Here is a 12,801-nt window from a genome sequence, read left to right as displayed (position 1 = left end):
GACCCAAGCTCTTAATCTTGAGCAAAATTCCAAGAAAATATCAAAAGGGGTTCGGAATGAAACCATTCCGAACCCCTTTTGTCTACAAACTGAAAGACCCCAAATTGGGGTCTTTATTAACATTCAATTATTTTTGAACGTTAGCAGCTTGTGGTCCACGAGCGCCTTGCTCGATTTCGAAAGAAACTTCTTGGCCTTCTTCAAGTGTTTTGAAACCTTCACCTTGAATAGCTGAGAAATGTACGAATACGTCGTCTTGTCCTTCAACTTCGATGAAACCGAAACCTTTTTCTGCGTTGAACCATTTTACTTTACCTTGTACCATGTTAGTTCCTCCTGTGTTTGGAAAAAATCCATTTTTATACTATTTTTGGTTCTGGATAATGTCTCAAGAGGAACCCTAAAACGGTAAATCCTTCTATCAAACAACTTATTCCGAACAAAAATAATTACCCATATTATATCATGGGTAATTAACTGAAAACAATATTAATGGGAGTAATTTTGCCGACAAATTATCCTAAAATTCTACATTTTTCTTTTTTTGCTTTGACGGAATCCTTCATCCAATAAGTAGCGCTCCGCTTCGATTGGACTTTCGAAACACTCCTCTAAGTTCGGTCCTGAGTATACGTTCCAAAGCTGATCTTCTCTAACAAGCGAAAGCTCCTGCTTTTCACGGCCAATCCAAGTTCCCTCCAACCTAGCGAACTCATCGTCCGCCTCCTCTTCTTGCATAACAGGAGGTTCGGATAAATAGGATAGGGCAGTTTTGATCAATGCTTTTAATTCCTCTTCGGAATAGTCACGTATATTGATGAATCCTTTGCGGTCTGTTTCCTTCTTTTTCAAATGCCCTGCGTATACGAAGCCATTGCCATTCGGATGCAGGTGCTGTACGACAATTTTCTTCTCCTGAACACTGCCGGGAAAATGGAAATTGACGCGTCCTAGTGAAACATCTTTCCGTTCTAATTCCGGGAAAGTTTCAATGATACTTAATTTTTCTTCAAATGTTAACAAATTTCTTCCTCATTTCATTAGTTCATCTTGTTTGTCGATTATAACACAAGAAACCATCATTCTGTTTACCTACTTCTATTATAATGGATTTTAAGGAGATGATTTACGCATGATGATGAATATTCCAGAATTACGCTCCATCCATGGACAACAACTGTTTTCCCTTCAAAAAAAAGCCTATGCAGTGGAAGCGGAATTGGTTGGGTTTGACGAAATACCTCCATTGGTAGAAACGTTTAATCAATTCTTACGCTGCAAAGAAACATTTATCGGTTTTTTTGTTGACGATACGGTTGCCGGGGCCATTTCCTATAAAAGTGAAAATGGACTGATAGAGATCTGCCGATTGGTCGTACACCCGGATCATTTCCGAAAAGGCATTGCACAGGCCCTTCTTACCCACCTACAACTGACGATTCCATGGAAGAAGCTATCCGTTTCGACCGGTACCTTGACATGCCTGCACGTAAACTGTATGAAAAAAATGGCTTTACACATAAGAAAGACGTGGAAGTCGCAACTCAATTTTTCATTAGTTTATACGAAAAATAATCATTTTATGTACGTCACGATGAAAAGCATGATGAAAGAGATGGCGATGATCACACCGACCCATAGCCAAGCTAGAGTCATATTCCCTGAATCCATGGCTATATATATCGCGGTCGGTATCGTCTGGGTCTGTCCCGGGATGTTACCAGCAAACATGAGTGTCGCCCCAAATTCCCCCAAGGCTCGTGCTGAACTCAATATCGCTCCGGTCAGGATGGATTTGCCGGCTAATGGAAGGGATACATACCAGAATAACTTCCATTCACCCGCTCCATCCACTCTCGCGGCATTTTCTATTTCTTCATCTATGCCCTCAAAACCCGTTTTGGCCGATTGGTACATAAGCGGGAAGGCTACAACGGTAGAAGCAATAACCGCCGCCCACCAGGTGAACATGATTGGTTGGCTAAACACCTTCTCGATGACTTGACCTAGCGTTCCGTTTTTACCGAAAAACACGATCAGTAAAAACCCGACGACGGAAGGCGGCAATACAAGGGGCAACAAAAACACGGTTTCCAGGATGACCCTTCCTCTGAAGCGCTTTTTGGCCATGATGCGGGCAAGCATGATTCCTATAATAAAGACGAGGATTCCCGAGATTCCGGCTATCTGAACGGACAGTCTAACAGGTGACCAAAAGTCCGCGGTCATGATCCTTGCCCCACAGTCGACATCATCAATGAAGGAAAACGCAACAGTTGCTCTTCTAAGAAATAGTTTTCCTTAGCTAAAAACGGCTCAGCCACCCTCATCCTATTCCCCGGATTTCCTTCAGATGCAGGCACTCCCGATATTTTAAACATCCACATTCGAATTCTCCCTTTTCCAAAAAAACTTTTAAGTTTATTTTTCTTGACATATTGCTGACACATACAAACGTTAAAGTAAGAGTATAACAAATACAAAATAATTTTAACCCATAAACCGAAAAAGCAAAAACCCAAAAAAACCTATAAAAAATATGAAACCTTAAGGGAGTCGATTTTAATGGTTACAATTTATACTACACCAAGCAGTTTAGCATGTCGTAAGGCAAAAGCTTGGCTTCAAAAAAATGAAATTTCCTACAATGAACGGAACTTATATTCTCAACCTTTATCTATAGAAGAAATCAAAGCGATTTTACGTAAAACGGAAGGCGGTACAGATGAAATCATCTCAACCCGTTCCAAAAAATTCAAAAGCTTGAATATCGATATAAACAATACACCACTTAACGACCTTTGTACGCTCATTCAAGCAAATCCAGATTTATTACGTCGCCCGATCATTTTTGATCATAAGAATTTGCATGCTGGCTATAATGAAGAAGAAATGGGCCGCTTTCTTCCAAGAAAAGTCCGTCACATTCAATTGTGGCGTGCCATCAGCCAACTCGCCTAATCAACTATACCTGACAAAAGGGTTGTCCACTAGAAATGGACAACCCTTTTTTTGTTATACCCGCGCTGATTTCTCTACTGTAATGGTAAAAATCGTCCCTTGTTCATTGCTTTCTTTCAACACGAGGTCTCCCTTTTGTGCTTTAGCAAGCATCTTGCTGAAGGGAAGGCCCAATCCTAATCCACGCACTTTCAGTTTTTTGTTTTCGCCCCGATAAAAGGGTTCGAACACATACTGTTGTTCATGTTGCGGAATGCCGCGTCCACTATCCTTCACGTCGATTCCTATTCGGGAATCTTCCAGATCATAGAGACCTATCTCGATTTGACCATTGCCATCCAGGGAATGCTTCGCATTGTTCAACAGATTTATGATAATTTGCTGCATCCGCAGTGAATCAATCTGCCCATGAATCGGTTCATCCGGAACCTGCACATTCAGGGTGAAGTTCTGATCCTCCTGGGTAATCTGCCAACGATAAGCGATCTCCTGAATGAATGTATTTAGATTTTCTCTTTCCAATCGAATTTTAAAGGCACCGGCCGACATTGCATTATAATCCAGCAAATCCTCGATCATCACCTGTAGGCGTTGAGTTTCCTTCAAGGATATATCAAGAAATTCCTTACTTTGCTCGCCAGTAACCACGTCATCCCTTACCGCTTGAATCAACCCGCTAATGGATGTGACCGGTGTTTTCAGGTCATGGGTGACACCAGCAAGCAATTCGGCCCGTAATTTCTCCATGAGTTTCAACCGGTTTGTCATTTCCTTAAAGGATTCCACGAGTTCGTATATCTCTTCTTCGCGTATCTCCTCTTCTTCTTTAAAATGGATATCATAGTTGCCTTCCCGCACTTGGACAGCAGCGTTAGCCACATCTTGGATGGGTCTCGATATCTTTCTTGAAAGAAAATAAATGACGCCCGTCCCAAGGCATAGCAAACCTCCTATCAGGAATGCAAGCAAACCGTGATCCTGGTTGACTTCCTTTAATGCCCCTTCTTCCTGGGCAATGACGACCCACCCCTTTGTCTCACCTTCAAATGTGATCGGCGACTTGACGACAAATACCTTGTTTTCGGAAATCTTGACCTTCTGGATCAATTCCTGACTATCCATGATGGCGTGAGGAAGCTTACTATTATCTTCATTAAGATATAATTGAGGCATCGTATAGATGATACTGCCATCAGGATCAACGATATAAATGATCGGTTGCTTATTGAGCTGAAGGATTTTTTCCCTTTCTTCCACGATTTCGGAAAGGATGGGACCAACGACAATTTGGCCATTCTCCTTCATTGCCCGGTCGGACGTTTCATCCGCTAAATACTTAAGAAGGCTTAGCCTATATTCCAGGGCCGTTTTTTCCATCCACCATAAGGAAAAGACAGATAATAGCAATAAGCCCGAAATCAACGTCAATACATATCTTTTTGTCCAATAGAGCTGCAAGGTAGTCCGTTTCCTAGTTTTCATAGACACTCAATTGATACCCCAATCCACGCAACGTTTTAATTTCCCCTTCAGATGATGGCCAGGCATCGAGAGCTTTCCTGATTCGTTTGATGGCCAAATCCACGGCACGGTCACTTCCGTCATAGTCTATGCCCCACACCTGATCGAGGAGTTGCTCTCTCGTGAAAATATGATTGGGGTGCTTTGCAAAAAAAATGAGCAATGACAAATCACGGGGCGTCAAACTGATTTCCTCCCCTTTTAAGTGCACCGCATAGGCCTTGTTATCAATGGACAAGCTGCCAAATTGATGTACATGTTTTTCTTCGACTACAGGTGTCGAGCTCCTCCTTAAAACGGCATGCACCCGGGCCATCACTTCTTCCGCCACAAAGGGCTTGGAAATATAATCATCCGCTCCCGACTTAAAGCCGGATAGGCGGTAATCCACATCATTCAATGCCGTCAGCATGATCACAGGACACATATCCTTCTCCCTGATTTCTTTCAAGATGTCCCAGCCCTCTTTACCAGGCAGCATCACATCAAGTAGAACCAGATCAGGGTTCGTTTCTTCGAAGGTCGGAATAGCCTTGAGTCCATCGAAAACTTGTACGACTTCCATCCCTTCACGCTGTAAATATGCTTTCAACACCATCGAAATGGCAATTTCATCTTCAACGACTAGAATTTTTTTCATAAAGGAATTCCTCCTTCTTAAATTATAGTTGAATCATATTGCATTATCCAACCTAACTGTGCATCAGTCTTTTATCCCCCATCATATCCCCTTAATGTGTCAGGAATATGTTCATCTAATCATTCCTCGACATTTTTGGACACTTCTCGGTTTCATCCGAAATACGACACATCAAAAAAGCCGGCTTCATCGATGAGCCGGCCTTGTTTCAATTACATGTCTCATGCGGGTTCGGGCACCCCACATCCTGTTTTTCCACTTGGATCGTGCTATGTTCAATCCCATGTCGGTCATGAAGCAGTTTTTGGGCAACAGCAAGGGTTGAATCGTGGTCTCCACCAGCATCAATGACGACATGACAGCTTAACGAGAGAAATCCGGAGGTAATCGTCCAGATATGGAGGTCATGGACATCCGATACATGCGGCAATTCCTTCAAATTCTCTTTCACTTCTTCCATGTCGATTCGTTCTGGTGTGCCTTCCATTAGAATATGGAAAGAATCGCGCACCACTCTATACCCACTTATAACTATTAGAATGGCGACAATCATACTCGCGATGGGGTCCGCCATTCCCCAATCGAAAAAGTAAATCAATAGTGCTGCCACAATGGCGCCCACTGAACCGAGCATATCGCCGATTACATGTAAGAAAGCACTCCGTACATTCAGGTTCTCTTCTTTATCGCCACTCATTAGAATCCATGCGGCAATGATATTCACAAACAAGCCAATGATTGAAATCATTAGCATTCCCAAACTTTGAACCTCAGGCGGATCTACAAACCTTCGAATCGCCTCTACGAAAATGAATACCGAGATTACGATTAACGTCAAACCATTTAAACAGGCGGCAATGATTTCGAAACGCTTGTATCCAAAGGAATTGGATTGGGTCGCCTTTCGCTCGCCTAGCGTAATTGCTGCATAACTGAGCCCCAAAGCCGCTGCATCGCTCAGCATATGCCCTGCATCCGATAGCAAGGCCAGACTATTCGTCATGAACCCTCCAATCACTTCGATTACCATGAATGTCGAGATCAGCACAAACGACGCCAACAGAGCTTTTTTATTATCTGAATGATGATGGTGGTGTCCGTGGTCATGGGAGTGACCCTCATGATGTCCCATGATTTCCCCTCCTCTCGTATCTATAACCATATATATAGTATGGGATAATTTCAGAATGGTTTCAAATGATTGACTTACCCATTTAAAGCGTAAAAGGTACGGGAGGGCAAAAATAAACACTGCAGGCGATGTCCTACAGTGTCCTAACAAGCTATCCTTCATTTTGCATGGTATCATCGACGATTGCACGCAGGTCCTTATTGAATAATTCATCATTGCAGACGAGGCTATGTTGCTGCTCTGCATTTTCGGGATCTTGAAGATGACGGTTCTGTTCCGAATCCTTCATGGGACTCTCCTCCTCGAATATGTAACAGTTTGACTTTTATCATATCCTCAGGAACATGTTTTATGCTTGGATCTATATCATCTGATTTCCATGAAAGGCACGTATAATGAATTCATGCTCCGGGACCTGTAACTTTTTGTAGGACGAAAGAAAGGCAGCATTATCATACGACGCATTTCCCAGATGAACCTGAATGCCGTTGTCCTCGATGATAACCACGGCATACCGTGCAATTGGTTCACTATTGCACCCAAGCGATCCGGGATTCAGGAAAATCGTTTGGTCGTTTTGAAAGTGATGAAGAGGATGATGATGCCCAAATCCTATCAAATCTTCTGACCGATTTCTAAAAAGGGCCTCCAAGTTAGCTAAATTGGGTTCAACGATCTTGCTGAAGGGATTTTCACTGATGTGTGCATTCCCCTTTTCCTTTTCCACATGATAATGGGTGAAGAAAAGAGTGCGGTCATGAACCGGAACCTCCAGGGTGCGAGGCAGTTTTTCCAGGAGCGGCACGAATAGGGGGTCCATCCTTTTCGCAATCCATTCATGGTGCTCTTTAACATGGACATGTCCCGTTGGATGTTCCTCCCCTTTAACAATGGCCAATACGGCTTCATCATGATTTCCACTGATCATCGTTAGGTCATCTCTCGAAAATAACAAATCCAAGACGTCATTGGTATCGGGTCCTATTGCGATCATATCCCCCAAACAATAGATTCGCTCCACTTCATTTCTTTCATCAATTTCCTTAAGAACGGCTTTCAATGCCGAAGCATTGCCATGTATATCTGTCATAATCGCAACTTTCACGGAGAAGACCAGCCCCCTTCTATATATGTGGTATATTATAACATCTTTAAAATCCAGGAAAAATTATTCGGGCTCATCTCCCCCTGTCTACCCACGCCCATTTTTAATGAATAAGCAAACACTTCGGCCTAGAATACATAGTATGGAGTATTCCCAGTAAAGATGTTTTGCTAGGTATGTAAATCATAAATGTTATGAGGAGGAAATTTAATGGGTGGTCATAATCATAATGGATGTAACGAAAGTTGTAACGATGGATGCGGTGGCGGTTTCGATAACGGCTTTGCCTTATTAATCGTACTGTTTATCCTACTAGTCATCATTGGTTGTAGCTGGGGCTTCGGCGGCGGCTATGGTGGCGGCTACGGTGGCGGCTACGGTGGCGGCTACGGCGGATGCTGCTAACAGGTTAAATAAAAACAAGGCGCCTGAAACGGCGCCTTCTTTGTTATTGATTCGTTTTTTTCTTTGCTTTGAAGAACAGCCAAATGACGATCAGGACGATTGGGATGAGCAAGAAGTTCGCGTATTGCGCGAAAATCGCTCCAGCTTGCTCCCATTGCGGCCCTAACTTATATCCTAGATATACATAAATCGTGGTCACGGGAAGCATCGCCAAGTATGTATAAAGCATGAATTTCCAGATATTCATTTTCAAAATACCACAAGGTAATGAAATGGCCGTACGGATTCCGGGAACAAATCTTCCGAAAAAGGCAATTCCCGCTCCATACTTATCGAAGAAGTACTCAGCCTTGTTCAGCTGTTCCTCTTTCACCAAGAAGTACTTCCCAAACTTCATTACTAGCGGCCTTCCCCCATACTTTCCTAGGGCGTAAAGTGTCAATGGACCCGTTACCCCACCAATTGAACCAGCCAGTATCGTCAAGACTAAATTCCATTCACCTTGATATACCCAATAGCCGGCAAGCGGCAGAACGACTTCAGCTGGGATGAATTCAAATGTTAACGCAAGCAACACCCCGAAATAAGATAAAGATTTAAACGCTTCAATCATATCCATGATCAAAGATTCCATAGAGGTTTCCCCCTTTCTGACAATTACATATAAAAAAGGATGCCCCCGCTGTTCACGGGCACCCTTTGTTTGCTAAAAGGACAGTTACCGATATCTATCGTGTGGATTTTATACCTATTACACATTTTTTCATACCGTAATCCTATAACAACGGTTCATAAAGAGTCAACGTTTTATTACCGGGATATTTTTCTAGTACCGTTGGAGGATAGTCTCTTCCCTGCATTCATCGCTACTTATACCTATACTAGTCTACACTATATAGATTTTTCATTTCACCCTTTCCGCAAAAACAACGAAAGAAGGCGATCCAAATATAGGAGAATCACCTTCTTTCCACTTCATATAATATTGTAATATTAGATGTGCAATTCGGTTTCCCTACTATTTTAGCCACGTTCCCCGCTCCTGTTTCCTGATTTCGCCCTTATCATAAACTAGCTTCCCCTTGTTGAAGGTGGCGGTTATTTGACAGGGGAAGGTGTGGTCCATATAGACACTTTGCTTATGCTTGGCATAAAAATTGTCCCTTCTGACTGTATAGTTTTCACTCAGGGAAATAACAGCAAGATCCGCATCCATTCCTTCTTTAATTTGTCCCTTCCTTGAAGAAAGTCCAAATCGTTCAGCAGGTGCTGCGGCTATCCAATCAGCCACTTTCGGAAAAGGAATATGGTATGTAATGGCCAGTTCAACCATCGATAGCAGGGAAAACTGCCCGCCACTTATTCCACCCCATGCCTCAAATAAGTTATGCACCGCTGGATCCTTCATTTCATAAGGACTTGGGGAGTGATCTGATGAAATCATGTCAAACCTTCCTTCTATTAATAAAGCAATCAACTTTTCCTGTTCGTCCCTCTCACGGAGTGGAGGTGCACATTTTGCGACTGAACCTTTCTCGATGAGTGTATCTTGATTGAATAGTAGATAGTGAGGACAGGTCTCGACCGTTACATCCAGGCCACGTTGCTTGGCCTGTTCTATCTTTTCTACCGCCAATGCACTACTGATGTGGACAAAATGCAGTCGGCATCCTGTCAATTCTGCGTATGTAATGGCTCGTTCGACTGCCTCTGCTTCTGCTAATATGGGACGAGTCGCCGCATAGTCGTCAGCGCTGTATAATCCTTGCGCCTCTTTCCCTTGCTTCAACCAGCGAGTAATTGATTCACTTTCGGCATGTAGTGCCAAAACCTTGTCCAACTTGGCGATTTCCCTCATACCATGAAGAAGAGTTAAATCATCCGCCCGTTCAAACTCATCATTGCCCGTCGCAGAAAGAAAGGCTTTAAAGCCAATGACCCCTGATTTAGCTAGCCCTTCCAATTCATCTATATTTCCGGGTACCAAACCACCCCATAAACCGAAATCGACAACCGACTTCGCTTCACCGATTTTCGCCTTCTCAAGAAGCGCCAGTTGATCAATCGTGGAAGGGATCCCATTCAATGGCATGTCAAAATAGGTCGTGCATCCGCCTGCTGCCATCATCTGCGAACCGGTTTCAAACCCTTCCCAATGGGCACGTCCCGGCTCACTGAAATGGACATGAACATCAATCATTCCAGGAAAAACATAGTGTTCCGATGCTTCATATTCTTCCAGCCCTTTATCATCGATCAGATTGCCAATCTTGGCAATCATGCCATCCTCGATGGCAACATCGGCTTTTTTCACTTCTTCAGGTAATACCACGTAGCCATTACGGATAATGAGTTCGTATGTGGACATCATGTTCACTCCTTCAAATCGTTTGGCAAAAGATACAGGAAGTCACCTCCCCGTTATGATTTCACCCCGATCGGTTTTCCCGATTCCCCTACGTATATGTCGAGTGCAGCCTGCAAAGCTTCTCCCCGATTTACTTCGAACCCTTGGCGTAAAAGGACCGCTTCCAAAGAAGCCAGCACAAAGAGAATATTCTCTTTCCGACAACTGAATCCCATCGTTCCAATTCTCCAAATCTTACCGTGAAGGGGACCGAACGAGGATGCGATTTCGATACTAAATTCATTCAATAGCATCGACCGGACTTGCTCTCCATCCACCCCTTCTGGAATTTCAACACAAGTTACGCATGGTAATTTATTTTTCCCATCCCCAAATAACGTAAGTCCCATCGCCTCGATGCCAGCAACAAGTGCAGCCTCATGATGCCTATGGCGGGCAAATCGCTGTTCCAATCCTTCTTCGAGCACAAGGCGTAGTCCTTCACGTAATGCATAAATCATCGAAGTTGCTTCTGTATGGTGGTTCAAACGACGTGGCCCCCAATAATCCTGCAGCATGCCCAAATCGAAATAATTGGAGGGAATGGGACGATGGCTAGAAATACGTTGACGATCTTCTTCTGTTTCAATCCCCCGTTCCACCTTTTTACGGGACTGAATGATTTTTTCGATTCTTTCATTATATGTGATCGGCGCCATACCCGAAGGAACGGACAAGCATTTTTGCGTACCTCCTATCAACCCATCAATATACCATTCATCCACCTTTACCTCCGTTCCTCCAATCGACGCAACCGCATCGACGACAAGCAAAACATCTTGCTCCCGACAGGCCTTACCGATTTCCGCTAACGGCTGCATGCATCCTGTAGACGTTTCCCCGTGAACTATTGCCGTTATTTTCGGGGATACTTTCTTGATTTCCGCAATGACATCCGCTGGATCAAAAACCTCCCCCCATGGACATTCAATCGTATGCACTTCCGCTCCATATCGCTCACAAATTTCAACCAGCAAATGACCGAACCGCCCAAAAATGGGAACCAAGACCTTATCGCCAGGCTCAATAATGCTGCATAGTATCGCTTCATTTCCAGATCGGGATGTCCCGTCGATTGGAAAAGCCCAGTGATTGCTCGTCTGGAATACGAGACGAAGCATTTCCATTACTTCATTCATAATATTCGTAAATGCAGGATCAAACTGCCCTAATATCGGAGTGCTCATCGCCCGTAAAACCCGGGGGTCCACCTCCACGGGCCCTGGAGTCATGATGGTCCTGACCGGTGTGCATAATTCTTTATATGCCATTTAATCTTCCCCCTTTAATAGGCTAATTTATATAATAGGTCGCTTAACACATCGATTCCCTTTTCTAAGTCCTGAATGTTCGTAAATTCTCTCGGCGAATGGCTGATTCCATCCCGACTTGGAACGAAGAGCAAGCATGTCGGACAAATCGAACCAAACACCTGTGCATCATGCCCCGCACCGCTAATGATATCTTGATAAGGAATCTTATGATTTTCGGTAATTTCCCGAACCAAGGAATTCATCTCTGTACTTAATTCAACCGGCACGACATCCATCCACTGTGCAACTTCCAACTGTATCTCGTTACCATCAGCATGAGATTGGAAGGTGGAGAAAATCTCCCGACAAAACGAATCAAGGACATCTTCTTGATGATGCCTGATATCTAAACTAAATGCCACTTCACCAGCCACGACGTTCGGAACGTTTGGAAACACATCCACTTTACCGACCGTCGCCACTAAATGAGGGTCCATTTCCTTGGCCTTACTCGTTAAAAAAGAAATGTATTCCGAAGCTGCACTGACTGCATCCCTTCGATCATGCATCGGAGTGGTGCCTGCATGATTACTTTCACCAAGAACCCTAATCGTATAGCGACGCTGCCCAACAATATGACTGACGACCCCGATCGTCTTTTGATTTTTTTCCAAGATACTTCCCTGTTCAATATGAATCTCGACGAATCCCTCAATATCATCACGGACTGGCGTTATATATGTATCAGGGTCAAAACCTGCTTCCTTCATGGCTTTCAAAAATGGATACCCCTCTGAATCCATCAGCCCTTTCACTTGGTCCAGACCATACACCCCTTGGATATTCCTCGATCCCCAGAATGTCAAGGGGAAACGGCTCCCTTCTTCTTCACAAAAGGAAACGACTTCGATCGTTTTCCGGGGAGGCCCATAGGTTTGATGCAACCTTTGTACCGCTAGAAAACTAGCGATGACCCCAAATGCACCATCATACTTCCCTCCTTCGACAACCGTATCAATATGCGACCCCGTCAGGATTGTTTTACTTCCGGGATTCGTCCCTTCCAATCTTCCAAACAAGTTACCTACGCTATCAAAATGCGTCTGTAAACCCACTTTTTCCATTTCCATTTTCAATGCTCGCTGGGCCTGCACCCATGCCTTGGAATATAATAACCGAGTTACTCCCTGCTTCTTCGTTAACCCGAAAGAAGCCAACCATTCAATCATAGAAGCAACATTATCTTTTTCATAAAGAGATTCCTTGATTTGCATGGCCATAGCATAAACCTCCTCTTATTCTGTCCTATTATATGTTATGAATCTTCACAAAATTATGTTATATAGATTATTTTACTTGCTTACATGATGAACTTCA

At 43.6% G+C, this 12,801-nt stretch carries 15 protein-coding genes and 1 pseudogene; 3 read left to right on the top strand and 13 right to left on the bottom strand.

What is annotated here, in order from left to right; genetic code table 11:
- Window positions 1–127: 127 nt before the first annotated feature.
- Together ACQKIC_RS18555 and ACQKIC_RS18550 are read right to left on the bottom strand one after the other, a co-directional pair.
- The gene (locus ACQKIC_RS18555; protein WP_028393295.1) at window positions 128–325 is read right to left on the bottom strand and encodes a cold-shock protein; all 198 of its coding nucleotides are present in this window, start codon (window positions 323–325) and stop codon (window positions 128–130) included.
- A 203-nt stretch (window positions 326–528) separates the two neighbouring features.
- Window positions 529–1,023, bottom strand: coding sequence for a hypothetical protein (locus tag ACQKIC_RS18550; RefSeq protein ID WP_402867609.1), 495 nt, complete (start codon window positions 1,021–1,023; stop codon window positions 529–531).
- Between the two features lie 109 nt (window positions 1,024–1,132).
- Between ACQKIC_RS18550 and ACQKIC_RS18545 the strand changes: the two are divergent.
- Window positions 1,133–1,372 (top strand): annotated as a pseudogene (locus ACQKIC_RS18545) (GNAT family N-acetyltransferase); the annotation flags it as partial.
- Window positions 1,373–1,575: 203 nt separating this feature from the next.
- Here the strand turns inward: ACQKIC_RS18545 and modB are convergent.
- Together modB and ACQKIC_RS18535 are read right to left on the bottom strand one after the other, a co-directional pair.
- Window positions 1,576–2,229, bottom strand: a complete 654-nt coding sequence (modB, locus tag ACQKIC_RS18540) for a molybdate ABC transporter permease subunit (RefSeq protein WP_402867607.1) — start codon at window positions 2,227–2,229, stop codon at window positions 1,576–1,578.
- Window positions 2,226–2,387 carry a hypothetical protein gene (locus ACQKIC_RS18535; RefSeq protein WP_402867606.1) on the bottom strand — a complete coding sequence of 54 codons (162 nt, stop codon included), beginning with the start codon at window positions 2,385–2,387 and terminating at the stop codon, window positions 2,226–2,228. Before ACQKIC_RS18535 ends, modB begins: the two co-directional genes overlap by 4 nt.
- Window positions 2,388–2,565: 178 nt before the next feature.
- Between ACQKIC_RS18535 and spx the strand changes: the two genes are divergently transcribed.
- The gene (gene spx / locus ACQKIC_RS18530; protein WP_402867605.1) at window positions 2,566–2,961 is read left to right on the top strand and encodes a transcriptional regulator Spx; all 396 of its coding nucleotides are present in this window, start codon (window positions 2,566–2,568) and stop codon (window positions 2,959–2,961) included.
- A gap of 54 nt (window positions 2,962–3,015) precedes the next feature.
- Here the strand turns inward: spx and ACQKIC_RS18525 are convergent, their stop codons facing one another.
- The 5 genes from ACQKIC_RS18525 to ACQKIC_RS18505 all read right to left on the bottom strand — a co-directional run bounded on the left by ACQKIC_RS18525 (window position 3,016) and on the right by ACQKIC_RS18505 (window position 7,359).
- A complete protein-coding gene (locus ACQKIC_RS18525; RefSeq protein ID WP_402868516.1) occupies window positions 3,016–4,443 on the bottom strand; it encodes a HAMP domain-containing sensor histidine kinase in 1,428 nt (475 codons plus the stop codon).
- Window positions 4,433–5,122 carry a response regulator transcription factor gene (locus ACQKIC_RS18520; protein WP_402867604.1) on the bottom strand — a complete coding sequence of 230 codons (690 nt, stop codon included), beginning with the start codon at window positions 5,120–5,122 and terminating at the stop codon, window positions 4,433–4,435. The genes ACQKIC_RS18525 and ACQKIC_RS18520 overlap by 11 nt, the downstream gene beginning before the upstream one ends.
- 208 nt (window positions 5,123–5,330) lie before the next feature.
- Window positions 5,331–6,254 (bottom strand): cation diffusion facilitator family transporter, encoded by a 924-nt coding sequence (locus tag ACQKIC_RS18515; RefSeq protein WP_427592126.1) that lies wholly within the window; start codon window positions 6,252–6,254, stop codon window positions 5,331–5,333.
- Between the two features lie 151 nt (window positions 6,255–6,405).
- Window positions 6,406–6,543 (bottom strand): hypothetical protein, encoded by a 138-nt coding sequence (locus tag ACQKIC_RS18510; protein WP_402867602.1) that lies wholly within the window; start codon window positions 6,541–6,543, stop codon window positions 6,406–6,408.
- Between the two features lie 72 nt (window positions 6,544–6,615).
- Complete coding sequence (locus ACQKIC_RS18505) at window positions 6,616–7,359, bottom strand: metallophosphoesterase family protein (RefSeq protein ID WP_427592125.1); 744 nt, start codon at window positions 7,357–7,359, stop codon at window positions 6,616–6,618.
- Between the two features lie 210 nt (window positions 7,360–7,569).
- On the opposite strand from ACQKIC_RS18505, the gene ACQKIC_RS18500 reads away from it, so the two are divergent.
- Window positions 7,570–7,764 (top strand): YjcZ family sporulation protein, encoded by a 195-nt coding sequence (locus ACQKIC_RS18500; RefSeq protein WP_402867600.1) that lies wholly within the window; start codon window positions 7,570–7,572, stop codon window positions 7,762–7,764.
- A 43-nt stretch (window positions 7,765–7,807) separates the two neighbouring features.
- On the opposite strand, the gene ACQKIC_RS18495 is transcribed toward ACQKIC_RS18500, so the two are convergent.
- The 4 genes from ACQKIC_RS18495 to allC all read right to left on the bottom strand — a co-directional run bounded on the left by ACQKIC_RS18495 (window position 7,808) and on the right by allC (window position 12,704).
- On the bottom strand, window positions 7,808–8,398 hold the full coding sequence (locus ACQKIC_RS18495) for a DedA family protein (protein WP_427592124.1): 591 nt from the start codon (window positions 8,396–8,398) through the stop codon (window positions 7,808–7,810).
- Between the two features lie 384 nt (window positions 8,399–8,782).
- The gene (locus ACQKIC_RS18490) at window positions 8,783–10,132 is read right to left on the bottom strand and encodes an allantoinase (protein ID WP_427592123.1); all 1,350 of its coding nucleotides are present in this window, start codon (window positions 10,130–10,132) and stop codon (window positions 8,783–8,785) included.
- Between the two features lie 53 nt (window positions 10,133–10,185).
- Window positions 10,186–11,442, bottom strand: coding sequence for a pyridoxal-phosphate-dependent aminotransferase family protein (locus tag ACQKIC_RS18485; protein ID WP_427592122.1), 1,257 nt, complete (start codon window positions 11,440–11,442; stop codon window positions 10,186–10,188).
- 14 nt (window positions 11,443–11,456) lie between these two features.
- Complete coding sequence (gene allC / locus ACQKIC_RS18480) at window positions 11,457–12,704, bottom strand: allantoate deiminase (protein WP_427592121.1); 1,248 nt, start codon at window positions 12,702–12,704, stop codon at window positions 11,457–11,459.
- Window positions 12,705–12,801: the final 97 nt, after the last annotated feature.

Origin of the sequence: Peribacillus sp. NPDC046944, assembly GCF_050272735.1 — a bacterium.
Lineage (GTDB): Bacteria > Bacillota > Bacilli > Bacillales > DSM-1321 > Peribacillus.
The sequence above is the reverse complement of the archived record's forward strand: the minus strand, read 5'-3'. Positions and strand labels throughout refer to the sequence as shown.